Below are 23685 nucleotides of genomic sequence, written 5' to 3'. Positions count from 1 at the left end.
ACGCTGCCATGAGCGCCACCGCCGCCACCGCCAGCGCCGTTGGAATCCTGCCCGTCCTGTCCCGCAGCTCCCGCGGTGGCTCCTCCGATTCCGCCGATACCGGCGTTGCCTCTGCCGCCTGAGCCGCCGGTTATGCCGGAGCCGCCCCCGCCGCCGCCCCCGCCGCTACCGCCGACGTTCCCGCTGTCACCGGGAAGGGTGAGATTGTCGCCACCGCCTGCGCCATCCCCTCCGCCGCCAGCTCCGCCATCGGCCAGAGCCGGCGCAGCCAGTGCGAAGGTGAGAAGGGCGAGCATGGCGGGACGTGACCGCGCAACACAAGGTCGCCGCAGCGCGACGCCTCGCGACACCTCATCCAGTCCCGCTGCTGATGACACGCAATTGCCCCCCGGCCGAGTCCGCACCATAGCCTCTGGTGTGAGGCAGGCAACGAACCACCGTTCATCGCCGATTAACTCTGCGGAACGTTGCATTCCAGGCACAGTTCAAAGGGGCGGATTTCCAGGCCGGATTCTCGCGAGCGGCGCATCAGCTTCGCGCAGGGAGGCACCCGCAAGGACCGCTCCGCTAATCCAGCTCGAATACTCTCTGTGGTGGCCGCGGTGCTGCTCGGCGCCAGTGGGGGGGGGCTGCCAGCCGAGTGGGGTGCCATCATCGGCCAGCCAGGCGGCATCCGCTTCGCGCGTCGGGCCGCGACCATCCCGGAAGCGGGCATGCTGCGTGCGGTTGCCGTCCGTCACTTCGACCTGTGCGCTGAGCCCCCTCCGTGTGGGGGGAGTCCCGAGTGTCCAACAATTCGCCATCGCAACCATGCTTCACGTCGCGGCGACGTCCTGCTCATGCTGTTTCGCGCCTCGCATCTCACCGTGGTTCAGCAGTAACACTCCAACCTGAATCGACGATTTCCTTGTTTTGGTTCGAGCCCAGTAAAGTAGAGCATTAAATATTCAATCAGAGCGTGGCGTGAGCATATTGTGTTTTTTGTCTCGCTCTGAATGGAGAAAATAATCAGATTGATCCCTCGTATTCATGCCTCAGTCACGAAAGTTGGAATGTGATCGCATCCGGAAGAGAGCTGCTTGTCTCCTAGGTTCCGATATTCTTCTTCCGCCCTCTCGGTGAGAGCTCTATTCACAGCAGAACGTAGCAAGCCGCCGATACCGCCCGTCGACCATCGAAGCAGCCAGCGATGCCAACATCCAAGCGACTACTGAGTTCGCCCGACATGCGGCTCCGGGTGATCGAGGACAAGTTCAGCATTGGCACCTGGAGCTGGGATCTCGACACATCCGAGGTCACCTGGTCGACCGGACTGTTCAGGATCCTCGGCCTGGACGCCGCGGCGGTGGTGCCAACGATCGATCTCTATCAGTCCCTGGTGCATCCGGACGACCAGCTGGACTTCAGCAATGCCATCGGGCTCGCGGCAGACAAGCGGCTCCAGGACCGGACGTTTCCGATCATTCGCCCTGATGGCAGCCTGAGATGGTTGCGCAGCAAGGGGCAGGCTCATTTCGATCGAAACGGCCGCCCTGTCGCGATGTTCGGCGTCATTACGGACGTCAGCGATGTTCAGGAGCTCATGACGACGCTCGATCTCGAGACGATGTGGCGGCAGGCGCTCTCTCGCCTGCTGGGTGATCACGTCTGGCGCGCCTATCCGAATGGAAAGCTGGTCGAGACGACGGAGTGGTCGAAGCTCACGGGGCAGTCACCGGCGGAAGCCAGGAACTGGGATGAACTGGCGGCCATTCACCCGGATGATCGAAGGACCTTCCTCGAAGCCTGGAAGACTGCGGTCGCGACGGAGAAGGAATATCAGGCCACGATCAGGGTCCGGACCGTGAAAGGGGATTATGTCACCCTCACCGGACGAGCGCTCCCGGTGCGCGGACCCAGCGGGGAGATTCGGGAGTGGATTGGCTGCACGACCTATGAACACGACGCCCGTCCGCAACCGCGGCAGACGGCACCGCTGCACGCCGCGCAGGTGCGGGCGGCGCGCGCGCTCCTGAACTGGTCGGCGCCTACGCTTGCCAGGGAAGCGCAGGTTTCCTTCTCCACCATTCGCCGCATGGAAATTTCAACGGCGGGCGTCCGGTCGGAAAATCTGCGGAAGGTCCGGGACGTGTTCGAGCGCAATGGCATTCGCCTCTTCCATGACGGCGAAGGGCCGGCATGCCTCGGCCTGGCCGAATGGGCGCTTCGTAGCGGGCCGATGGGCTGTCCCGGGGAGCGGGCCGGCGAACAGCTGATCGCCAGGGCAACGCAGGCCGGGGGAGCAGAGCGCAGGCGTGCTTTCCATTGATTTGCCCTTCCGTTAGGGCATTCAATTTGCCGCGATGCTCCTGTGGCGGCTCGTTGCCGGAGCAGAAGCGATCTGCTGGAAACTCTGCCTGGACCGTACAGGCAGCAACGCACCCCAATGACCGGGAGAACCTGCCGTGAATATCTGGGCCTCGATGATCCTCATGGACGGCAGCGACCCTGCCATCGATCGTATCGTGCGGGAAACGGCCTCGGAGCGCCTGACGATCGTCTTCGTGCCGACGCCCGAAGCGGCCCCTGACGTTGCTCTGTCCCTGATCGCCGAGGGCGTCGAACTGATCGAGCTCTGCGGAGGCTTCGGCGTCGAGCCGGGTGCCGCGGTCGTCAGGGCTGTCGCAGGCCGCGCCGCGGTCGGCCTGGTCAGCTTCGGCATCGATTCCCTGACCCAGGCGGCTGCCTACAAGGCCAAGTTCGAGGCCGGCGGCTGAACGCCGCGGGGCGCCCAGGGGCGCGGCCCGGCCCGTCGCGCCCGGTTTCAACATATCAGGATATCAGGCGGACAATTTCCTCGGACCTCGGCCGGGAGGGCGCTCCGTGACGGTCTCGTTGAGACGAGTTCCTGCCGCTGATCCGGCACGCTGGTTGCTTGTTCCCAATCATGGACATGCGGTGGCGGGGCCTTCGGCCTGTGTCATCCACAAATTCCTTCGTGCCCGCCATGCTTGTGCCCCACCTGCATGGAACGGACTGGCGAAGGGGAGGAGAGGCCTGTAAATTCTCTTGCGGCGCATTATCTGCGGTGAAGCGTCAGGACGATAGCTTTGAAGACAGCGGCGACCATGGGAAGCGGAACGGAAGCGGGGCCTCGGGGCGACGGCGAAGACCTGCGCGCGCCGCTCTCAATGGCCGATCGGCCGAAACGCCCAAGTTCTCCCGTCGATGGCGGTGGCCGCGAAGGGGCCGGCACCGCCGTGCTGACGCGGACCAGGACACGCAAGCCCAATCTCTATCGCGTGCTCCTGCTCAACGACGACTACACCCCGATGGAATTCGTGGTGCATGTGCTCGAGCGGTTCTTCAACAAGGACCGCGCCGAAGCGACCCAGATCATGATGCATGTGCATCAGAACGGCGTCGGCGAATGCGGGATCTTCACCTACGAGGTCGCCGAGACAAAGGTCACCTTGGTGATGGACCTGGCGCGCAAGCACATGCATCCTCTGCAATGCGTGATGGAGAAGAAGTAGTCTTGGATTCGATCATCCTCCTGAAAGCGGAATAGGAGCGCATCAGTGCCGAGTTTCTCGCGCAGTCTCGAACAGGCGCTTCACCGGGCTCTGGCGCTCGCCAATGAGCGTCATCACGAATACGCCACGCTGGAGCATCTGCTGCTCGCCCTGGTCGATGATCAGGACGCTGCCGCCGTCATGCGCGCCTGCAGCGTCGATCTCGACATGCTGAGGCGCAATCTCGTCGATTATATCGATGCCGAGCTGAGCAATCTCGTCACCGATGGCCGCGACGATTCCAAGCCGACAGCCGGGTTCCAGCGCGTGATCCAGCGCGCGGTCATCCATGTCCAGTCCTCCGGTCGCGAAGAGGTGACCGGCGCCAATGTGCTGGTCGCGATGTTCGCCGAGCGCGAGAGCCATGCCGCCTATTTCCTGCAGGAGCAGGACATGACCCGTTACGACGCGGTCAATTACATCAGCCATGGCATCGCCAAGCGCCCCGGCGCGAGCGAGAGCCGGCCGGTGCGCGGCAGCGAGGAAGAGCCCGAGCAGCAGCAGCGCGAGTCGCGGGCCGACCAGGGCAACGATGCCGACAAGGACAAGAAGAAGAAGGAAAGCGCGCTCGAGGCCTATTGCGTCAACCTCAACCGCAAGGCGCGTGACGGGCGCATCGACCCGCTGATCGGCCGCGAGGCCGAGGTGCAGCGCACCATCCAGATCCTTTGCCGCCGGCAGAAGAACAATCCGCTGCTGGTCGGTGACCCCGGCGTCGGCAAGACCGCGATCGCCGAAGGGCTCGCGTTGAAGATCATCCGCGGAGAGGTGCCGGAGGTTCTCGAGGACGCGACGGTGTTCTCGCTCGACATGGGCACGCTGCTGGCCGGCACGCGCTATCGCGGCGATTTCGAAGAGCGCCTCAAGCAGGTGATCAAGGAGATCGAGGCCCATCCCAAGGCGATCATGTTCATCGACGAGATCCATACGGTGATCGGCGCTGGCGCGACCTCGGGTGGGSCGATGGATGCCTCCAACCTGCTGAAGCCGGCGCTGGCTTCGGGTACGCTGCGCTGCATCGGCTCGACGACCTACAAGGAATACCGTCAGTATTTCGAGAAGGATCGGGCGCTGGTGCGTCGCTTCCAGAAGATCGACGTCAACGAGCCGTCGGTGCCGGACACGATCGAGATCCTGAAGGGGCTGAAGCCCTATTTCGAGGAGTTCCACAAGCTCCGCTACACCAATGACGCCATCAAGGCGGCGGTGGAGCTGTCGGCGCGCTACATCCATGACCGCAAGCTKCCSGACAAGGCGATCGACGTGATCGACGAGACCGGCGCCTCGCAGATGCTGCTGACCGAGAGCAAGCGCAAGAAGACCATTGGCGTGAAGGAGATCGAGGCTGCGGTCGCGGTCATGGCGCGTATCCCGGCCAAGACCGTCTCCARGGACGACGCCGAGGTTCTGCGCAATCTCGAGAACACGTTGAAGCGCACGGTCTACGGCCAGGAGAAGGCGATCGAGGCGCTGTCGTCCTCGATCAAGCTGGCCCGTGCCGGCCTGCGTGATGGCGAAAAGCCTATCGGCTGCTACCTGTTTGCCGGCCCGACGGGCGTCGGCAAGACCGAAGTGGCGCGCCAGCTCGCCGCGTCGCTCGGCGTCGAGCTGATCCGCTTCGACATGTCGGAATATATGGAGCGCCACACGGTTTCGCGGTTGATCGGCGCACCTCCCGGCTATGTCGGCTTCGATCAGGGCGGGCTTCTGACCGATCAGGTCGACCAGCATCCGCATTCGGTGCTGCTGCTCGACGAGATCGAGAAGGCCCATCCCGACCTGTTCAACATCCTGTTGCAGGTGATGGATCACGGCAAGCTGACCGACAATAACGGCAAGCAGGTCGATTTCAGGAACGTCATCCTGATCATGACGACCAATGCCGGTGCCGCCGACATGGCACGCGCAGCCTATGGTTTCACGCGGGCCAAGCGCGAGGGGGACGATACCGAGGCGGTGAACCGCCTGTTCGCGCCGGAGTTCCGCAACCGGCTGGATTCGGTAATTTCCTTCAGCCATCTGCCGAAGACGGTGGTGGCGCGTGTCGTCGACAAGTTCGTGCTCCAGCTCGAAGCTCAGCTCGCCGATCGCAATGTCACGATCGAGCTCACCGACGAAGCGCGCGAGTGGCTGGTCGAGAACGGTTACGACGAGGCGATGGGGGCGAGGCCGATGGCTCGCCTGATCCAGCAGACGATCAAGACACCGCTCGCCGACGAGGTCCTGTTCGGGCGCCTGAAGGGTGGTGGGGCGGTCAAGGTCGTCGTCGTTCAGTCCGAGACCGGCATCAAGGTGCTGGGGCTCGAATTCCCCGACGGGCCGGTCAAGCCCAAGCCGGAGAAGGACGTGGCGGCGGCGGCCGAGAAGCGCACGCCGCGGGCAAAGGCGAAGGGCTCAGCGAAGCCGGGCACGCCCGGCACACGCCGGGCGCCGAAGGGCGGAGACGGCAAGGGCGGTGGCCCGGCCGAGCCGCCCAAGGCGGCGCAACGCGCCATTCGTACCGTGCCGAAGGTCCCGCTGACGAAGGCCTGAGACCGTGTTCTTTCGACGCAAGACCCAAGCTGCCGCGCTCCAGACCAGCGGCGAAGCCCCGGTACAGCCTGCCAAGGAAAAACTTGGCTGGTTCGAGAAGCGTGCGCGCCGCCGCCGGCGGCGCGTGCTGTTCGAGGAAATCCTTGGCTGGATCCTCGTGCCGGCCTTCGGCTATCTGATCTATCTCGGTATCAAGTCGGTTGGCGGCGTGCCGAAGGAAATCATCGATTTCGGCAACGAGCTGATCGGCATCGTGATGAAGGGTGGCACCTGAGAGCCACCCCTTGCCTTTGCAGGCTGTGCAAGGGTGACCGCGCGATGCCGGATGTCGGCTTCCCGCGCGCGAGCGTTTAGAACGGGGCCCGCCCGGCCATCTCRGGCCGGTGCGGCTTTTCGAGTGACCGACCCGTCAGGCGTGCAGAATCTCTCATGAGCGTATCGGCCGACTGGAGCTGGCAGCGCACCGCCCTGGCCGGGATACGCGATGCGCTGTCGCTGCCGGCCTGGGTTGTCGGCTTTGGACTCGTCGGTGTCGGCTCGCTGGCGCGCGATGTCGGCTATCCCGTCGATGTCGCTGTGCTCTCGACCATGCTGGTCTGGGCCGGGCCGTCGCAGGTGATCTTCTTCGCATCGATCGCGGCGGGGGCTGCGTGGAGCGCGATCGCGCTTGCGATCGGCTTTGCCTCGCTGCGCTTCCTGCCGATGACGGTGGCGATCCTGCCGCTGCTGCGCCGGCCGGGGCAAGGCATCGCGATGCAGCTGCTGCTCGCGCATTACGTTGCCGTTACCGCCTGGACCGAGGGCCTGCGCCGCCTGCCGGGGATCGCGCCGCACCAGCGCGTGGCCTATTTCCTCGGCTTCGCCAATGCCTGCATGATGGTGAGCGCAGCGGGCACCTATGCAGGCTATTACCTCGTTGGAGCGCTTCCGCTTCCGCTTGCTGCCGGGCTGCTCTGCCTGACCCCGATCTTCTTCCTCGCATCGATCGCTGCCGGTATCCGCCACCGCGGGGACTTCATCGCGATGGGGCTTGGCCTTGCGCTGGCGCCGATCTTCGACCGTCTGATGGGTAGCGGCTTCGATCTGATCGTCTCCGGCCTGATCGGCGGCARCATCGCCTTTGCCGTGCAGCGCATCGGGGCGCGGCGCGCATGACACAGCCGATCCCGCTGCTCGACGGCCCATTCTGGCCCTATCTCGCGCTGCTGCTCTTCGCTTCCCTGCCGACCGAGATCTGGCGCTGGCTCGCAGTCGCCTTCGCACGGCGCATCAACGCCGATTCGCCGGCATTGGAATGGGTGAGGGCGGTGGCGACGGCGTTGCTCGCCGGGGTCGTCGCCAAGTTGATCATCGCGCCGCCAGGCGCGCTCGCGGCCTTGCCGCTCTCCTTGCGCGTCGGAGCGTTGGCGGCGACGCTGGCCATCGTCCTGTTCGACCGACGGCGCGTTTTTCTCGCCGTCATTGTCGGCGAGGCGGTGCTGATCGGCGGCGGCTGGATGCTGAGCCAGGCGGCCTGACAGGTCCCTCAGGGACCAGGCTGCTGAAGATGGCGCAGCTTGTCGGGATTGCGGACCACGTAGATGGCGTGGATCAGCCMGTCGCGGATGTCGAGCGCCGTTGCCTGCAGGGTCTGGCCGTTCTCCAGGCTGACATAGCCGGGCAGGCCATTGATCAGTACAGGTTCATAGCTGGTCGTCGAGACGTTGCGCTGGGTCAGTGCGTGGGAGAGGCGCGCAAAGAAACGAGCGACCTTGTCCGCGCCGAAGATCAGCTTGAACACGGCCTGGACCTTGCCGCCGCCATCGCTGTGCAGGACGACATCCTGGGCGAGCAGACGCTGCAACATCGTCGGGTCGGATTGATGTGACGCCTTGAAAAAGGCCTCGGCGAAGCGCGCGGCCTCCTCCCGGGAAACCTTGTTGCGCGGCGGCGTGTCGAGCCGGACATGGTCGCGTGCGCGCTTGGCGAGCTGACGGCAGGCGGCCTCGCTGCGCTCCAGCATTGCGGCAATCTCGGTGAAGTCCATGTCGAAGATGTCGTGCAGAAGGAAAGCCGCCCGCTCCAATGGAGACAGGCGTTCGAGAGCCAGCATCAGGGCGATGGGGGCATCGAGCTCGTCATCGGCGACCTCGGCGCTGCCGAGTCTTTCGACGAGCGGTTCCGGTAGCCAGGTCCCGACATAGAATTCGCGGCGGCTGCGGGCCGATTTCATCTGATCGAGGCAGAGCCGCGTCACTACCTGGGCGAGATAGGCGCGAGGGTTCGAGATTTCGTCGCGACTGGCCTCGTGCCAGCGCAGCCAGGCATCCTGGACGATATCCTCGGCGTCGCTGACGGAGCCCAGCATTCGATACGCAAGTCGGGTCAGGAAGCGCCGATGCTGTTCGAACGCGGTCTGCAGGGTCATGAATGCCATCTCGCAGGTGAGCGAGAGCCCGCGACAGCGGACTCTCGGATTTCTTGCGCAGGATCCCTGCGCGAGGCGGCCTCAGGCAGCCGCGGACCGTTGGCGATCCTGCGGGTGCCGGGCTCGGAAGCCGGCATTGATGCGGTTCCAGGTGTTGATCGCTCCGATCGCGACCGAAAGATTGACCGCTTCGGCTTCGCTGAAATGCTCGCGCAATTCGGAGAAGGCCTCGTCGCTCGCACTGGCTTCGGATAAGCGGGTCAACGCCTCGGTCCAGCGCAGGGCAGCGCGCTCGCGCGGGGTGTAGAGTTCCGACTCGTGCCAGGCGCTCAGCAGATAGAGCCGCGCTTCGGTCTCGCCGGCCTTGCGCGCATCGGCCGAGTGCATGTGCAGGCAATAGGCACAGCCGTTGATCTGCGATGCGCGCATCTTCACCAGTTCGAGCAGGCTGTGCTCCAGCCCACACTCTTCGACATAGTTCTGCATTCCCAGGACGGCGTTGACCGCGGCCGGAGCAACCTGGAAGACATTGAGGCGTTGGGGCATGATCTTCTCCATCTGTGTCTGATGGAAGCAAGACGAGGCAGGCCCAACGCCTGTGACATGCCTTCAGATATTTTTTAGCGCGGCCCGGATTTTTTCGGCGTTCGCAGCAAGCACTTCATTCGCCTCCATCGCACCCGTATGGGGGCGAAGCGCAACGCCGTCCCAGCGCGGCATGACATGGACATGCAGGTGGAACACGACTTGGCCGCCAGCCGGCTCGTTGAACTGCTGGATGGTGATGCCGTCGGCTGCGCAGGCGCTCTTCACGGCATKGGCGAGCTTCTGGGTCGTCAGCGCCACTGCCTTGAGCGCGTCCGGCGGCGCATCGAACACATTGCGGCAGGCGGCCTTGGGGAGGACAAGGACGTGCCCGTCGGCACGGGGCATGATGTCCATGATGGCGACGGTCTCGTCGTCCTCATAGACCTTGTGGCTGGGCAGCTCGCCGCGCAGGATCTTGGCGAAGACATTGGCAGAATCATAGGCGGTCATCGTTGGCCGGTCCGTTCTACAGGAAAGATGCTGTCAGGGTGAGGTGCGCTGCCGCCCAGCGTCAAGAGACAGCGTCTCGATGATTGCGGCATCCAGCACGAGATCGTCGCGCGCGCCAAGCAGCCAGAGGTCGCGCGCCTCGAAACGCAGGAGCGGCCGATGCCACCAGCGCTCCACGATGCCGGCAAGCGCAGCGGCCTCGGCGGGGGAAAGGTCGTCGGTCAGATTGTAGAGGCCGACGACGTAGAGATCGGTCTGCTGCCGACCGAGCGCAGATTGAATGGCATGAAAGACGTTCTGACCGCGGCGCTGCTCCGGATAGGCGCGCAGATAGAGCCGGCCACGATTGACGTTTCCGGAGAACAGGCCGCGCAGTTCGACGGTGAGGCGACCGAGATCGCCGAGCGCTGCTCGAGCAGCGGGATCGATGGACGGCGGAACGTCCGTGCCAAGCGAGCCGCAGAGGGTGGCGTGCAGGCGCTCGGCGCGCCTCGGCAGGATATCCCAGGCGATCTTTGCGGCGAATGGCGCGGTCTTCAGCTCGGATTCCATGGCGATGAACGCGGGCGAGGCACGCAGCGCGGCATCGTCGACCGGCAGCACGAGCGAGAAGACCGACGGGTGCCGTCCCATGTCGTAGAAGCGCCCCGGCAGATTTGCGATCACGCCCGGGTGATGCGGGGCAACCAGCGGCAAGTGGGTGAGGCGATACGCGTCGTCGAGCAGCAGCGGCTCCCCGGACGCGAAGGCGGTGCGGCTGCGATCGTAGCCGAGCACTGCGTCGTCGCAGAATGTGACCTCTCGCGCAGGATGGACGCCGCCGCTGTCACACTTCATCTGTGCGTCCATCCCTGCGGAACGGGCTCTCCGCCGTGAGCGCCTCGCAGGCGGCTGCAATATGCTCGCGCTCGGTCCCGAGATAGGCCGAAACTGCGCGGCGCAGACCGGGATCGGCGAGGTGATGGGCCGAGCGCGTGATGACGGGGCGATAGCCGCGCGCGATCTTGTGTTCGCCCTGGGCACCGGCTTCGACGCGGGCGAGCCCATGTGCGATCGCGTAGTCGATCGCCTGGTGGTAGCAGAGCTCGAAATGAAGGAAGGGGTGGTCCTCGATGCAGCCCCAGTTGCGGCCGTAGAGCGTGTTCGCTCCGCGGAAATTGATGGCGCCTGCGATATAGCGCCCAGCGCGGCGGGCCATGACCAGCACGATGCGCTCGCCCAGTGCTTGCCCGACCAGTGAAAAGAAGCGCCGGTTCAGATAGGGCCGGCCCCATTTGCGCGAGCCGGTATCCTGATAGAAGGCGAAGAAATCATCCCAGACCGCCTCGGTCAGGCCGGAGCCGCTGAGAACCTCCACCGTGATGCCGGCCGAAAGCGCCTCACGCCGCTCGCGTTTCAGCGCCTTGCGCTTGCGCGAGGCAAGGGTGGCGAGGAAATCGTCATAGGTCGCGAAACCGTCATTGCCCCAGTGGAACTGGAGATCGTGGCGCTCGAGATAGCCCGCCTCGATCAGTGCACCGAGATCGGGCTCCTGCGTGAAGGTGACGTGGATCGAAGAGGAGCGTGTCTGGTCGCGCAGGGCCTCCAGCCCGGCGATCAGGCCGGCGCGTGCTTCGCMGGTGCGCGGCCCGTCCGCCGCGAGCAGGCGGGGACCCGTTGCGGGGGTGAAAGGCGCGGCGACCTGGAGCTTGGGATAATAATGCCCGCCGGCCCGTTCATAGGCGTCGGCCCAGGCATGATCGAAGACATATTCGCCCTGGCTGTGACCCTTCACGAAACTCGGTGCCGCCGCGAGCAGCCGGTCGTCGCCGTCCTCGACGAGGAGATAGGCGGGAGACCAGCCGGAGCGGCCGCCGATGCAGCCGCTTTCTTCCAGGGCTCTCAAGAAGGCGTGAGAGACGAAGGGGTTATCTGTGTCTCGTTGAGAAAGTGAATCGGTTGCTTCGCAGCTTGATTCAAGTCGTGCAGGCGGAGGCACGCTGGCCGCATGCGGGTTGGCGCAGGCGTCCCAGGCTTCCGCCGGCACGGATTTCAACGAGGTCGCGACCCGGACCCGCAGGTCGTTGCGGTCGCGACCTGCACTCAAGGGCGGAACCCTTCGAAGACCATCTGGTCGGCGTGAACGCGGGCTGTTTCCCGATCCTCGGGGGTGCGCACCGTCCAGCTCATCAGCGGAAGGCCAAGTGCCTTGTTGCAGAGGAACGGGGCGGCACTTGGCAGATCCGCGACCTTCCAGGACAGGAAATCGGGGCGGCTTTCCTCGAAATGCAGCAGGTTCGCGAGCGCGTGCTTCTGGCGCGCGTCGAGCCGGTCATAGTCGGAGTAGGCATATTCGTTCATGGCCACGATGCCGCGCGGGATCGCCGGAGCGAGCTCGCGCAGGGCAGTGACGATCGCCGGATCGAAGGACTTGAAGACGATCGGCTGACCGGAGCGCCTGGCGACGATTTCGGCAGCGCGTCGCGTCAGCGCGAGATCGCCGTCGAAGCGGCTCTTGACCTCGATCACCAGGGGCACGCGGCCGGCGATCCGATCAAGAAACGCGTCGAGGGTCGGAATCCTGTCGCTGCTGCCCTTCAGTGAAATCGCGGCAAGCGCATCCGCCGTCCTGGCATTGACATTGCCGGTCTCAGCCGTCAGCCGATCGAGCACGAAATCGTGAAACACCATGGCTTCGCCATCGGCGCTGAGCTGGATGTCGCATTCGATGCCGAAGGTGCCGGCAATGGCGGCGTCTGCCGCCGAGATGCTGTTCTCGATCAGGCCGGCGGCGAGGTCATGCAGGCCGCGATGCGCGATCGGCCGCGCGACCAGCCAGTCGAGGGAAGGACGCGCGCTCATCAGGCGATCTCGAACATCGCCTCGACCTCGACAGCGGCATCTGCCGGCAGTTCGGCGACGCCGACGGTCGAGCGGGCATGGCGGCCGCGATCGCCGAGAACCTGGACCATCAGATCGGACGCGCCGTTCATGATCGCGGGAAGCGCCGAGAAATGCGGGGTCGCGTTGATGAATCCGCCAAGCCGGACGCAGCGTCTGATGCGCTCGAGATCGCCGCCAAGCGCGGCTTTGGCCTGCGCCAGCACGTTGATCGCGCAGAGGCGCGCGGCCTCGAGCCCGGCTTCGTTGAAGATCTCGGCGCCGAGCTTGCCCTTGTGCTTGTCGGAGAGCTTGCCGTCGAGGCCAAAGCAGATCTGTCCGGAGATCACCAGCAGGTTGCCGGTGATGACATAGGGCACATAGTTCGCCACAGGCGCGGCGGGAGCGGGCAGGGTGATGCCCAGTGCAGCGAGGTTGGCTTCGATTTCGCTCATCGGGTCAGGCTCCTGGCGCTCGGTCGAGTCGGATCATCTGCGCGGTAGCCCGCCCGGGCTTCGGCCCAGAGCTGCGGCGACGCAGGATTCCTACATGGCCGATGGCCGGGTAAGCCGCAAGCGCGGGACCTGCCAAGCGGGGTTGTGCCATGGGCGTGGCTCGCCGCGAGGCGCGCCTTGTTTGCGCCATTGCCGCATTGCACTAGACTCATCGATCAGGTGCAGCAAGGCGGCGGGCAAATGAACAGAATCGGTTTCGGTCTCCTGGGCTCAGCGGGCGCTGCGACGCTGCTGCTGATGGCATTGCCAACGGCCGCTCCGGCGCAGGCCAAACCAGGGGATCGCGTCGTCCTGGTGCCGCACCGCGCAGTCTATGATCTCGTGCTCGACGATGGGAAACCGGCCAAGAACATCGAGGCGGCCCGCGGGCGCATCGCCTTCGACTTCACCGGCGATGCCTGCGAGGGTTATGCACTCTCCTTCCGGCAGGTGACCCAGCTCACCAGTGAGGGCGGGCCGCGCACGATCGATGCCCGGACGACGAGCTTCGAAGCAGGGGACGGCCAGAGCTACCGCTTCAAGACCGAGAGTTCCGCAAGTGGCGCGCCGACCGAAGTCGTCGACGGCACTGCGAAGAAGTCGGGAGCCGACGGCTATGAGGTCAAGCTGACCGCTCCCAAGGCGGAGACGCATCGTGAGGCCGGCGACGCGTTGTTCCCCAATGCGCAGATGAAAGCGCTGATCCTGGCGGCGCGAGCGGGCCGGAACACCTTTAGCGTGCGGCTCTATGACGGCGCCAATAGCGGCAAAGAGGTCTATGACACGCTCTCCGTCATCGGCAAGCACATCGAAACGCCGCCGAGCGAGGCGCCCTTGAGGCGCCCGGAATTCGAGAAACTGACACGCTGGCCGGTCACCGTATCCTATTACAAGGTCGGTTCAGGCGAGGTCACGCCGGCCTATTCGATCTCGTTCGAACTGTATGAGAATGGTGTCACCGGCGCGGTCCGGATGGACTATGGCAGTTTCGCGTTGCGCGGCACGCTCACGCGTCTGGATCTTCTGCCTCATCAGGATTGCGCGAAGTAGACTTGGTCCCCGATGGCGGTCGGTCCGGGCTGCGCAGGCTCAGGCCTTTTCCGATCGCATCATCGCCGAAGCGGGCGCGGAGCTTGTCGAGCGCGCCCTCCATGGCCTTGAGACGCGGCGTGGCAACGTCGGCGAGGTCGCCATGGTCGGCCTCCTCGGGGCCGGTGAGATCGCTCGCGCCGATGCCGATCAGCCGGTAGCGCTGCCCGGTGCATTCGCGTTTCAGCAGTTCGCGTCCAGCCGCAAAGAGGCGCCCGGCGAGCTGCGTTGGTTCGGGCAGGCGGCTCGCGCGCGTGATCGAATGAAACTCTGCCGTCTTCAGCTTCAAGGTGACGGTTCGCCCGGCAAGCTCCTGGGCCTTGAGGCGCTTCGAGGTCTTTTCGCACAGGCGCCAGAGAATCGGTTCCAGCTCGTCGAACCGGGAGAGGTCGACATCAAGCGTAGTTTCGCTGGAGACGCTCTTGGTCTCGTGATCCGGCGTCACCTTGCGGGCGTCGATGCCATTGGCGAGGTTCTTCAGCCGCGGTCCGTCCTTGCCGGCGAGCCGGAACAGCGCCTCGGTCGGCGCGTCCCGCAAATCGCCGATCAGACGAAAGCCGGATTCGGCCAGCTTGGCTGCGCTTGCCTTGCCGATGCCCGGGATCAGGCTGACGGGTTTGTCCGCGAGAAAGGCGACGGCTTCRCCRCGGCCGATGATSGARAAGCCSCGCGGCTTGTCGAGGTCGGAGGCGACTTTGGCCAGGAACTTGGCGTAGGACAGGCCGACGGAAATGGTGATGCCGATCTCGTTTTCGATCCGCCTGGCGAAGCGCGCCAGCGTGATGGCCGGGCTGGCGTGATGCAGCCGCTCGGTGCCCGAGAGATCAAGGAAGGCCTCGTCGATCGATAGCGGTTCGACCAGAGGGGTCAGTTCCCGCATCAGCTGCCTGACCTCGCGCCCGACAGCGACATATTTCGCCATGTTGGGCTTCACCACGACTGCTTCCGGGCAGGCCTTCAAGGCCTGGAACATCGGCATGGCGGAACGCACACCGTATGTGCGGGCAATATAGCAGGCCGTCGAGACGACGCCGCGCTTGCGGCCGCCGATGATCACCGGCTTGTCGAGCAGGGACGGATCGTCCCGCTTCTCGACCGCGGCGTAGAAGGCGTCACAGTCGATATGAGCGAGGCTCAGGCTGTCCCGTTCGGGGTGGCAGATCAGGCGCGGCGAGCCGCAGGCGCGACAGCGGCGTGAGGCTCCCGCCGCGCCGTCATTGTCAGTGAGGCAATCGCGGCAGAACGCAGGCGCCTGGCGCGGCCGGTCATGCTCTTCTGTCAAGCATCGTCACCATGGTGCGGGCCAGCGAGGGTTTCCCGCGCCTGCCCAATGATTTCCGGATTCAGGCTTAAATTTCCGACAAATTCGAGCAGGAGCGATTCGTTGCCGAGAAGGTGATCGAGCACCGCGACCAGGAAGCCGGGCTCGCCGGCTGCTGCACGCAATGTCTCCGGCCCAAGCCCCGTTGCGGCCAGAAATGGCTCGATTCGCGCGGAATCGGCAGCGAGGAAGCCCAATGCGCGCAAGGCAAGGGTTTCAGCATCGGGTGAAGCGATCGAGCGTGGCATGGTCGGTTGTCGGGTCCAGGATCAGGTTTGCGTTTCGTCAACGGCTGGCGTGCTAGGATGATCATCGAACGGAGCTGTCGGCTTGGAAAGCCTGGAATAGACCGACGCCTTCCGAGGCGAAACAGGGGAACGGCATGACGAAGACGGTCCTGATCGTCGAGGACAACGAGCTCAACATGAAGCTCTTCAACGATCTTCTCGAGGCGCATGGCTATGCGACGCTGAAGACGGCCGATGGCATAGAGGCTATCGAGCTGGCGCGCGCCCATCATCCCGATCTGATCCTGATGGATATCCAGCTTCCCGAAGTCTCGGGTCTGGAGGTCACGAAGTGGATCAAGGAAGACGACACGCTCAAATCCATTCCCGTGATCGCGGTGACCGCCTTCGCAATGAAGGGAGATGAGGAGCGGATCCGGGAGGGCGGCTGCGAGGCCTATCTCTCGAAGCCGATCTCGGTTGCCAAGTTCCTGGAAACGGTACGCGCCTATGCCGGCGCGGCCTGAGCGGCGGGAGCGGCTCCATGTCTGCGCGTGTCCTGGTCGTCGATGACATCCTCACAAATGTGAAGCTGCTCGAGGCCAAGCTGTCGGCGGAATATTTTGACGTGACGACGGCCCTCAACGGGGTCGACGCCCTGGCGATCTGCGAGCGCGGCGAGGCTGATATCGTGCTGCTCGACGTCATGATGCCGGGCTTGAACGGGTTCGAGGCCTGCCGGCGGCTGAAGAACAGCCCGACCACGGCCCATATCCCCGTCGTGATGGTGACCGCACTCGATCAGCCGAGCGATCGGCTGAAAGGGCTCGATGCCGGAGCCGATGATTTTCTGACCAAGCCGATCGACGATGCCGCCCTCTTCGCCCGGGTGCGCAGCCTCGTGCGGCTGAAGTCGGTCACCGACGAATTGCGCCACCGGGCAATCGCATCGCGGCGTCTCGGTATCGCCGACCCGCTGGCTGCAGCGGCGTCCGAGACCGGGCTGAACGGCCGCGTCCTGCTGATCGAAGATCGTCCCACGGCTTCCGAGCGGCTCTCCAGCGCGCTGTCGACGTTTCACAGCGTCGAGGTCGAGGCAGACCCGAACCTGGCTCTCGCCAAGGCGGCCGAGGGCGATTTCGAAGCCATCCTCGTCAGTCTCGACCTGCAGAACCATGACGGCCTCAGGCTGTGCAGCCAGCTGCGCTCATTGGAGCGGACCCGCAACGTCTCGGTGCTGCTGCTCGGCGAGGCCGAGGACCGCGCTCGCATCCTGCGCGGGCTGGAGATCGGTGCACATGATTTCCTGATGCGTCCGGTCGACCGTAACGAGCTGTTGGCGCGGGTGCGCACGCAGATTCGTCGCAAGCGCTTCACCGAGCGCCTGCGCGACAGTGTCCAGTCCTCCATGGAAATGGCGGTGATGGATCAGCTCACCGGGCTGCATAATCGGCGCTATCTCGACAGCCGCCTCAGCACCCTTTTCGACGAATCGGCACTCAGAGCCCGGTCGCTTGCCATGCTCGTCCTCGATGTCGACCGCTTCAAGGTCGTCAACGACAGTTGGGGGCATGACGCCGGCGACGAGGTGCTGCGCGAGTTCGCGGACCGGGTGCGCGCCTGCACGCGCGGCATCGATCTCGTCGCCCGCCTGGGGGGCGAGGAGGTCGTCGTCGTACTGCCGGATACGACATTGGATGCGGCCTTCGCCGTGGCCGAGCGAATCCGGGAGAAGGTCGAGGTCGAGCCCTTCACCATCCAGCGCAACTCACGGACGATCGGCGTCACCGTTTCAATCGGCGTCGCCAGCCGGCGCGCCGGCGATCTCTCGCCGGCCGAGATGATGAAGCGGGCGGATGATGCGCTTTACCGCGCCAAGGAAAGCGGCCGGAACCGCGTGATCGTCGCCAGTGCGGCGTAAACCAACCCTGTAAACCTTTCCAGGTAGGGTTAACMATCGATGAAGATTCGAGAATCGATCTGATTCAATTGCAATCGAAAGGCGGGTGCGTAGGGTCATTTCCAACGCAGCCCGCCTTGGGCTGCCCGATATGCCCCTCGGGAGCTCAGGTCCGCCGCATCTCCTGGGAATCCGATGGGCTCGGTCGGTCGGCCGCGGGACATCTGGCCTCATCAGAACCGCAGCCGGCCGGCCACCACTCCCCCCAGTCGCGCGATCAGAGATAGTGCGACAGCCCGGCCGCGACGGCGTAGCCGAACAGGCCGAAAGCCGCGAGCAGGCCAAGCAGCATCAGCCCAGCCTTGATTCTGCTCGACGCGAAGCGCGAGGAATCGAGTTCGACGATCAGCTTCAGGAATTCACGCACCGCTCCGTGCGGCCTGGCGGGACGTGCCGCCTTCTTGTCACCGCTGCTCACACGAAACTCCGCATCGCGACTGGAGATTGTCCGCGTCGAAAATGGGGGGAGCGGAGCCATTCGGCAAGCCCCGAAGGTCGGCGGAAGACTTGGGYGCGGGGCGGCCCGAGCCGCAATTCCTGCCAGTGAAGCTCGCTGGAATGTGTTTATGCTGCGATGCAGCATGCGCATCCCCGTCCGCGCCAGTTCGTGATAGTCTCTTGGAGATTCGACTCCGGTGGGACCCGGGGCAGAAGAGGCTGGCCTGAGATCCTCAAACGGGGAGCGACCCATGCGTATTCTCGCATTGGCGCTCTGCCTCGCGGCGTTTCTGCCGGGCGGAGGGCTTGTCCATGCACATAGCTGGTATCCATACGATTGTTGCAGCGACCAAGACTGCTGGCCCATGGGCCAGGATGTCGACGCGCGCGAGCCGGATCCCCGGATCGTGCCCGGCGGCTACCTGACCTATGACGGCTATTTCATCCCTGAGGGGGCGACGCGTGCGTCCCAGGATGGCCGCTTTCATATTTGCCGGCGGGGTGGAACCCTGACCGGTAGCGTGATTGCTCCGTCGCAGAAGCCGTTCTGCCTGTTCGTGCCCAGACAGGTGTTCTGAACAGGACCGAATCGTAGGCAAAAAAGAACCGCCCGGATCACGGGCGGTTCCTTGAACTTTGGTTATGCCGAAAAGGCGACCAGGATCACTTGATCTTGGTTTCCTTGAACTCGACGTGCTTGCGCGCGACCGGGTCGTACTTCTTCTTCGACATCTTTTCGGTCATCGTGCGGGAGTTCTTCTTCGTCACGTAGAAGAAGCCGGTATCCGCCGTCGACAGCAGCTTGATCTTGATGGTCACGGCCTTGGCCATGGGTTCCGTCCTCGAGCCTGGCGGGCCGCGGTCTGGCCCTCATAAAACAAAATGGCCGGGGGAACCCGGCAAACCGTTCCCGGGGAGATGCCGCAAGCCAGTGGCGAAGTCAAGAAAGAATGCCCGGACGGAGCGAACAGTTTGCCTCAGGGGCAACCTGTCAGAGTTCCTCGCGCACGAAATTCAGGTTTTTCTCCCAGAAATAGGGCACCGGGAGATACGGGCTGAAGCCGGCTGCTATCCTGGCCTCGACTTCCTTGATGATGACCTGGGTAATCGTCGGCAGGTCGAGCTGCCTCGCTTCATCAAAATTGACCCAGACCAGTTCGATCAGCTCGGAATCAGGGCCGGTGACGCCCTCGACGCTGCCGCCGAGCGCATCGTAGTCGACGACGAAGAAACGCGTGTCGAAGCGCTTCGGGCGCCGCGGCGGTGTGACGGCACGCGCGACGAAGGTTACGGCGCTGAGATCGGGATAGACGCCATGGCTGGCGAATTCGGTCCAGGTGCCTTCCGGGGGATTCTCGGGCACTCCGAACTCATCCGAGCCGAAGAGCAGGCCGGTCTCCTCAAAGGTCTCGCGGATGGCGGCCATGGCCAGCGCTCGGGCCTTGTTCGGGCTGGGGCGCACCGTGCGCTTGGCCAACCGGTCCTCGCAGATCTGCGGAATCGCGCCGGTTGCTGCCATGCGCCGATCGCCGGCGTCGACGCGTCCGCCCGGGAAGACGAATTTGCCAGGCATGAACTTGTGTCCGAGGTGGCGTTTGCCCATCAGCACCCGGGGGGCTGCGCCGCTCCGATCGAGGATCAACATCGTCGCAGCGTCATGCGGCCGGGTGTTGGTCGCGGTCCGGCTGCGCTCTGCCTGAGTCAGGATGACGGCGTTGTCGTTCATTGCCGGGATGCCATGGATGTGCCGGGCTGGCGCTCGGGCAGGGGAGGTGCGTTGTCGAAGCCATGCATGCGCATGGCCCATTGCAGGCCGATGACCCCGCCCTTGACCGGTTGCATCAGCACGAGCGACAGGAACAGTGTCAGCGGCAGCCAGACCGCCATATGCAACCACATCGGCCATTCCGCATATTTCTCGACCAGCACCAGGCCGCCGACGATGACGTGGCCGACAATGGTGATGACGATATAGGGCGGCAGATCATCGGCACGCTGGTGGTGCAGCGCCTCGCCACATGCCTCGCAGCGGTCGACGGACTTCAGGAAGCCCCGGAACAGCCGGCCTTCGCCGCAATGGGGGCAGCGGCACATCAGGCCGAGGCGGATCGCCAAACGCCAGTCGCGCTCGACCGGCTGGTCGATGGAACTGTGAACCTGAACCGACATCATCGCCTCTTGCCCGGCTTCGCCTTGCCGAAGGGGGGCTTGCCCTTGGCTCGGCCGGACAATGGTCGCCTCGGGCCGCTTTTGCCAGAGTGGCCCGATGTCACACGCCGACCCTCGGAGAGCAATTCGAAGCGCAGCGCGCCGGCGACGGGGGCGGCTTCGACGAGGCGGACATGGACACGATCGCCGAGGCGCCAGCTCTCGCCTGTGCGCTCACCTGTCAGAGCATGCGCCGCTTCGTCGTAGCGATAATAGTCGCCGCCCAGCGTCGAGGCCGGGATGAAACCGTCTGCTCCGGTGCCGTCGAGCTTCACGAACAGGCCGGCCCGGTTCACGCCGCCGATGCGTCCGTCGAAGCTCGAGCCGATCTGGTCCGCAAGGAAATGGGCGATCAACCTGTCGGTGGTCTCGCGTTCGGCCGCCATGGCGCGGCGCTCGGCGGCCGAGATCCGGGTCGCGGTCTCGCGGAGTTCGGCGAGCGTGGTCGCTTTGGGCATTCCGTCATCGCCGAGTTTCAAGGCGGAGATCAGGCCACGATGCACGATGAGGTCGGCATAGCGCCGGATCGGCGAGGTGAAATGGGCATATCGGCGCAGGTTGAGCCCGAAATGTCCGTAATTCTCGGCGACATATTCGGCCTGTGCCTGGGTGCGCAGGATCACCTCGTTCAGGAAGAGCTCGTTCTCCGAGCCCTTGATCATGGCGAGGATGCGGTTGAACAGCACGGGGCGCAGTGCGCCATCCTTCGGCAGCTTGATGCCGACCGAGGCCAGCACTTCGCCGAGTGCCCGCATCTTCTCGAGCGACGGCTCGTCATGGCAGCGATAGATCAGCAGGCTGCCAGCCTTCTCCAATGTCTCGGCGGCGGCGACATTGGCGAGGATCATGAACTCCTCGATCAGCCGGTGCGCGGCCAGCCGCTCGGGCGCGATGACACGGTCGACGGAGCCGTCGGGCTTGAGGATCAGCTTGCGCTCGGGCAGATCGAGGTCGAGCGGCTGGCGTTGATCGCGGGCGCGGGAGGCGACGCCATAGGCCGCCCAGAGCGGCATCAGGACGCTTTCGCGGATCKGGCCGGTCAGGTCGTCCGGCTTGCCGTCGATGGCGGCCTGAACCTGCTGATACGAGAGCTTCGCCGCCGAGCGCATCATGATGCGGTGGAAGCTATGGCTCTTCTTCGAGCCGTCGGCCTTCAGGATGAGGCGGACGGCGAGTGCCGGCCTGTCCTCGCCGCCGCGCAGCGAGCAGAGATCGTTGGAGATGCGCTCGGGCAGCATCGGCACGACGCGGTCGGGGAAATAAACCGAGTTGCCCCGCTCCAGCGCCTCGCGGTCGAGCGCGGAGCCCGGGCGGACGTAAGATGCGACATCGGCAATCGCGACCGTGACGACATACCCGCCTTCATTGGCCGGGTCGGTGTCGGGCGCAGCATGGACTGCGTCGTCATGGTCCTTGGCGTCGGCGGGATCGATGGTGATCAGCGGCAGGGCGCGCCAATCCTCGCGGCCCGCTGTGCTGGCGTGCGGGGCGGCTTCTGCCTCCGCCAATGTCGCAGGGGAGAACTCGTTGGGAATGCCGTGGGTATGGATTGCGATCAGGCTGACGGCGCGCTCGGATTTCAGCGAGCCCAGCCGTTCGCGCACCCGCGCTTCCGGCGGGCCGAAGCGGCCTTCGCGCCGCAGCGAAACCGAGACAAGGTCCCCGTCCTGAGCATCGCCGGTCTGCCCTTTGGGGATCAGCGCCTCGCGGCCCTGGGCCTTCTTGTCGACCGGGATCAGCCGGCCCGAGCCGTCGGGCAGGGCGCGGAAGATGCCGAGCACCTGCGCCTTGCCCTTGCCCATGATCTTGAGCACGCGGCCGGAATAGGCGAAGCCGTCCATGCCCCGGAGGCGGGTGAGCTTGAGCAGAACCTGATCGCCGACCCCGGCAGCGGCGGAGGCGAGCTTGCGCGAGCGGATTTCGCGCGGGCGTTCCACCAGGATCCTGGGCGGAGCGCCTTCATCGGCCTCGTTCCATTCGAGCGGGGCGGCAACAAGGTCGCCGTCACGATCCCGGGCCTTGATCTCGCATAGCAGTACGGGGGGCAGGGCGCCGCGCGGATGAACCGGCCTGTCCTTGCCGTCGCCGCCGAGTTCGCCTTCCTCGGCGAGATCCTTGAGCATGCGCTTCAGCCAGATCTTGCCTCCGMCCGAAAGGCCAAAAGCCTTGGCGATCTCGCGGCGGCCGACTTCGCGGCCGGCAAGGCGCTCGCTCTCGATGAAGTCGAGAATCGCCTCGCGGCTCGGTTCAGGCGCGAGCGATGACACGGGCTAAACTCGTCTGATGGGAATGAGAATGAAGAAACACGTGGCCTCTGTGCCACGTCCGGAGCTGCTGCGCCAGAACCGGGACTGCAGGGCTGCTCCCGGAAACGAGAAGGGCCGCCCTTTCGGGCAGCCCTTCCATTGTCGAACCGCGGCCCGGCGAACCGGACCTGAAGGTGCGAAAACTCACGCGGAACAAGACTCCCACAGGGAATGAGTCCAGGTCCGCCCGCTTTGCACCAGCGGTTGATGACAATGAGACACTGGATCACCTCCTTTCAGTTGTTACCGACAAGAGAGAGGCTAAGGCGATTCTCCTTACTTCGTAAATGCTAAAATTTACGCTGTCCCCTTCGTCGAAACCACTGCGTTTCCGGGCTCGACTGTGCGGGCGTGCGGGCTGCAAAAAGGGCAGGCACGGTTTCTGTCTAAAAAATGAGCAGTCCCTTCGCGATTGCAGCATCGTTGCGTGCAGCGCGAGATGATTGGCAGAAATTGTCTTCGATTTCGTCCTGATGACACGGATTTGCGTGCTTGCCCCGGTTGGCACGTCGCTTGCGAACCTTCCTGAACAGGCCGGCAAGGCCAGTCAGCGCTCGAGGGGAGCGCGCCAACAAAAGTGTTCGGGAGATCAGGCCGTGAATACTACTCGTCGCGTCGTATTGGGCGCCGCACTGGCGGGCGCAACATTCCTGGGGTCGTTCCTGCCGGTCGCCGCGCAGGAGACCATCAAGGTCGGCATCCTCCACTCTCTCTCGGGCACGATGGCGATCTCCGAGACGACGTTGAAGGACGTCATGCTCATGCTCATCGAGGAGCAGAACAAGAAGGGCGGCGTGCTCGGCAAGAAGCTCGAGGCCGTCGTGGTCGACCCGGCCTCGAACTGGCCGCTCTTCGCCGAGAAGGCGCGCGAGCTGATCAACAAGGACAAGGTCGCCGCCGTTTTCGGCTGCTGGACCTCGGTGTCGCGCAAATCGGTTCTGCCCGTCTTCAAGGAGCTGAACTCGATCCTGTTCTATCCCGTGCAGTACGAGGGCGAGGAGAGTGAGCGCAACGTGTTCTACACTGGCGCCGCGCCGAACCAGCAGGCGATCCCGGCCGTCGATTACCTTGCCAAGGAAGAGAAGGTCGAGCGCTGGGTGCTCGCCGGCACCGACTACGTCTATCCGCGCACGACCAACAAGATCCTCGAGGCCTATCTGAAGTCCAAGGGCGTCAAGGCCGAGGACATCATGATCAACTACACACCGTTCGGCCACGCCGACTGGCAGACGATCGTGTCGGACATCAAGAA

Annotated in this window: 26 protein-coding genes and 1 pseudogene; 12 read left to right on the top strand and 15 right to left on the bottom strand. The window is 64.6% G+C overall.

The features are described 5' to 3' along the window. A pseudogene (locus AC1DJT_RS16150) lies at nt 1–296 on the bottom strand (PE family protein); the annotation flags it as partial. 893 nt (nt 297–1189) lie between these two features. Here AC1DJT_RS16150 and AC1DJT_RS16145 point away from each other — a divergent pair. From AC1DJT_RS16145 to AC1DJT_RS16115, 7 genes are all read left to right on the top strand, one after another. After that, nucleotides 1190–2308 (top strand): PAS domain-containing protein, encoded by a 1119-nt coding sequence (locus tag AC1DJT_RS16145; RefSeq protein ID WP_476834420.1) that lies wholly within the window; start codon nt 1190–1192, stop codon nt 2306–2308. Between the two features lie 136 nt (nt 2309–2444). Next, nucleotides 2445–2756, top strand: a complete 312-nt coding sequence (locus AC1DJT_RS16140; RefSeq protein WP_441489661.1) for a DUF6506 family protein — start codon at nt 2445–2447, stop codon at nt 2754–2756. A 414-nt stretch (nt 2757–3170) separates the two neighbouring features. Then, complete coding sequence (clpS, locus tag AC1DJT_RS16135) at nt 3171–3515, top strand: ATP-dependent Clp protease adapter ClpS (RefSeq protein WP_043233033.1); 345 nt, start codon at nt 3171–3173, stop codon at nt 3513–3515. A 45-nt stretch (nt 3516–3560) separates the two neighbouring features. Next, nucleotides 3561–6086 (top strand): ATP-dependent Clp protease ATP-binding subunit ClpA, encoded by a 2526-nt coding sequence (clpA, locus tag AC1DJT_RS16130; RefSeq protein ID WP_476834419.1) that lies wholly within the window; start codon nt 3561–3563, stop codon nt 6084–6086. A 4-nt stretch (nt 6087–6090) separates the two neighbouring features. Continuing rightward, nucleotides 6091–6360, top strand: a complete 270-nt coding sequence (locus AC1DJT_RS16125; protein ID WP_441489663.1) for a hypothetical protein — start codon at nt 6091–6093, stop codon at nt 6358–6360. Nucleotides 6361–6515: 155 nt separating this feature from the next. Then, complete coding sequence (locus AC1DJT_RS16120; RefSeq protein ID WP_476834418.1) at nt 6516–7241, top strand: AzlC family ABC transporter permease; 726 nt, start codon at nt 6516–6518, stop codon at nt 7239–7241. Beyond that, nucleotides 7238–7603, top strand: a complete 366-nt coding sequence (locus AC1DJT_RS16115; protein ID WP_476768378.1) for an AzlD domain-containing protein — start codon at nt 7238–7240, stop codon at nt 7601–7603. Before AC1DJT_RS16120 ends, AC1DJT_RS16115 begins: the two co-directional genes overlap by 4 nt. Before the next feature lie 8 nt (nt 7604–7611). Here the strand turns inward: AC1DJT_RS16115 and AC1DJT_RS16110 are convergent, their stop codons facing one another. The 7 genes from AC1DJT_RS16110 to AC1DJT_RS16080 all read right to left on the bottom strand — a co-directional run bounded on the left by AC1DJT_RS16110 (nt 7612) and on the right by AC1DJT_RS16080 (nt 12845). Next, the gene (locus AC1DJT_RS16110) at nt 7612–8493 is read right to left on the bottom strand and encodes a sigma-70 family RNA polymerase sigma factor (RefSeq protein ID WP_476834417.1); all 882 of its coding nucleotides are present in this window, start codon (nt 8491–8493) and stop codon (nt 7612–7614) included. A gap of 81 nt (nt 8494–8574) precedes the next feature. After that, complete coding sequence (locus tag AC1DJT_RS16105; protein ID WP_476768376.1) at nt 8575–9039, bottom strand: carboxymuconolactone decarboxylase family protein; 465 nt, start codon at nt 9037–9039, stop codon at nt 8575–8577. 63 nt (nt 9040–9102) lie between these two features. Beyond that, a complete protein-coding gene (locus AC1DJT_RS16100) occupies nt 9103–9531 on the bottom strand; it encodes an HIT family protein (RefSeq protein WP_476834416.1) in 429 nt (142 codons plus the stop codon). Between the two features lie 33 nt (nt 9532–9564). Next, nucleotides 9565–10368 carry a hypothetical protein gene (locus AC1DJT_RS16095; RefSeq protein ID WP_476834415.1) on the bottom strand — a complete coding sequence of 268 codons (804 nt, stop codon included), beginning with the start codon at nt 10366–10368 and terminating at the stop codon, nt 9565–9567. Then, the gene (locus tag AC1DJT_RS16090) at nt 10358–11617 is read right to left on the bottom strand and encodes a GNAT family N-acetyltransferase (RefSeq protein ID WP_476834414.1); all 1260 of its coding nucleotides are present in this window, start codon (nt 11615–11617) and stop codon (nt 10358–10360) included. Before AC1DJT_RS16090 ends, AC1DJT_RS16095 begins: the two co-directional genes overlap by 11 nt. Next, nucleotides 11614–12372: a glycerophosphodiester phosphodiesterase family protein gene (locus tag AC1DJT_RS16085; protein WP_476768372.1), complete on the bottom strand. Its 759-nt coding sequence runs from the start codon at nt 12370–12372 to the stop codon at nt 11614–11616. The genes AC1DJT_RS16090 and AC1DJT_RS16085 overlap by 4 nt, the downstream gene beginning before the upstream one ends. Beyond that, the gene (locus AC1DJT_RS16080; RefSeq protein WP_069880227.1) at nt 12372–12845 is read right to left on the bottom strand and encodes a RidA family protein; all 474 of its coding nucleotides are present in this window, start codon (nt 12843–12845) and stop codon (nt 12372–12374) included. Before AC1DJT_RS16080 ends, AC1DJT_RS16085 begins: the two co-directional genes overlap by 1 nt. Nucleotides 12846–13085: 240 nt before the next feature. On the opposite strand from AC1DJT_RS16080, the gene AC1DJT_RS16075 reads away from it, so the two are divergent. Continuing rightward, on the top strand, nt 13086–13934 hold the full coding sequence (locus AC1DJT_RS16075) for a cell envelope integrity EipB family protein (RefSeq protein ID WP_476834413.1): 849 nt from the start codon (nt 13086–13088) through the stop codon (nt 13932–13934). Here AC1DJT_RS16075 and AC1DJT_RS16070 read toward each other — a convergent pair. Beyond that, nucleotides 13891–15255 carry a DNA polymerase IV gene (locus AC1DJT_RS16070; RefSeq protein ID WP_476768370.1) on the bottom strand — a complete coding sequence of 455 codons (1365 nt, stop codon included), beginning with the start codon at nt 15253–15255 and terminating at the stop codon, nt 13891–13893. The two genes, AC1DJT_RS16075 and AC1DJT_RS16070, sit on opposite strands and share 44 nt — an antisense overlap. After that, nucleotides 15252–15542, bottom strand: coding sequence for a DUF3572 domain-containing protein (locus AC1DJT_RS16065; protein ID WP_476768369.1), 291 nt, complete (start codon nt 15540–15542; stop codon nt 15252–15254). The genes AC1DJT_RS16070 and AC1DJT_RS16065 overlap by 4 nt, the downstream gene beginning before the upstream one ends. 134 nt (nt 15543–15676) lie before the next feature. On the opposite strand from AC1DJT_RS16065, the gene AC1DJT_RS16060 reads away from it, so the two are divergent. Both AC1DJT_RS16060 and AC1DJT_RS16055 read left to right on the top strand, forming a co-directional pair. Continuing rightward, complete coding sequence (locus AC1DJT_RS16060; protein ID WP_043232944.1) at nt 15677–16048, top strand: response regulator; 372 nt, start codon at nt 15677–15679, stop codon at nt 16046–16048. A 17-nt stretch (nt 16049–16065) separates the two neighbouring features. Further along, nucleotides 16066–17442, top strand: a complete 1377-nt coding sequence (locus tag AC1DJT_RS16055; RefSeq protein ID WP_476768368.1) for a PleD family two-component system response regulator — start codon at nt 16066–16068, stop codon at nt 17440–17442. 256 nt (nt 17443–17698) lie between these two features. Here the strand turns inward: AC1DJT_RS16055 and AC1DJT_RS16050 are convergent, their stop codons facing one another. Further along, nucleotides 17699–17899, bottom strand: coding sequence for a hypothetical protein (locus AC1DJT_RS16050; protein WP_441489677.1), 201 nt, complete (start codon nt 17897–17899; stop codon nt 17699–17701). A gap of 271 nt (nt 17900–18170) precedes the next feature. Between AC1DJT_RS16050 and AC1DJT_RS16045 the strand changes: the two genes are divergently transcribed. Then, nucleotides 18171–18497 (top strand): hypothetical protein, encoded by a 327-nt coding sequence (locus AC1DJT_RS16045; RefSeq protein WP_441506000.1) that lies wholly within the window; start codon nt 18171–18173, stop codon nt 18495–18497. An 85-nt stretch (nt 18498–18582) separates the two neighbouring features. Here the strand turns inward: AC1DJT_RS16045 and rpmG are convergent, their stop codons facing one another. The 4 genes from rpmG to rnr all read right to left on the bottom strand — a co-directional run bounded on the left by rpmG (nt 18583) and on the right by rnr (nt 22394). Continuing rightward, on the bottom strand, nt 18583–18750 hold the full coding sequence (gene rpmG / locus AC1DJT_RS16040) for a 50S ribosomal protein L33 (RefSeq protein ID WP_038367996.1): 168 nt from the start codon (nt 18748–18750) through the stop codon (nt 18583–18585). 160 nt (nt 18751–18910) lie between these two features. Then, nucleotides 18911–19645, bottom strand: coding sequence for an NUDIX hydrolase (locus tag AC1DJT_RS16035; RefSeq protein ID WP_441489678.1), 735 nt, complete (start codon nt 19643–19645; stop codon nt 18911–18913). After that, the gene (locus tag AC1DJT_RS16030; RefSeq protein WP_476768367.1) at nt 19642–20091 is read right to left on the bottom strand and encodes a DUF983 domain-containing protein; all 450 of its coding nucleotides are present in this window, start codon (nt 20089–20091) and stop codon (nt 19642–19644) included. The genes AC1DJT_RS16035 and AC1DJT_RS16030 overlap by 4 nt, the downstream gene beginning before the upstream one ends. Continuing rightward, on the bottom strand, nt 20088–22394 hold the full coding sequence (gene rnr, locus AC1DJT_RS16025) for a ribonuclease R (RefSeq protein WP_476834412.1): 2307 nt from the start codon (nt 22392–22394) through the stop codon (nt 20088–20090). The genes AC1DJT_RS16030 and rnr overlap by 4 nt, the downstream gene beginning before the upstream one ends. Nucleotides 22395–23029: 635 nt before the next feature. Between rnr and AC1DJT_RS16020 the strand changes: the two genes are divergently transcribed. Further along, a partial coding sequence (locus AC1DJT_RS16020; protein WP_476834411.1) for a transporter substrate-binding protein occupies nt 23030–23685 on the top strand: 656 nt, incomplete at its 3' end.

Source organism: Allobosea sp. 05T422_2, assembly GCF_056396265.1.
The sequence above is the reverse complement of the archived record's forward strand: the minus strand, read 5'-3'. Positions and strand labels throughout refer to the sequence as shown.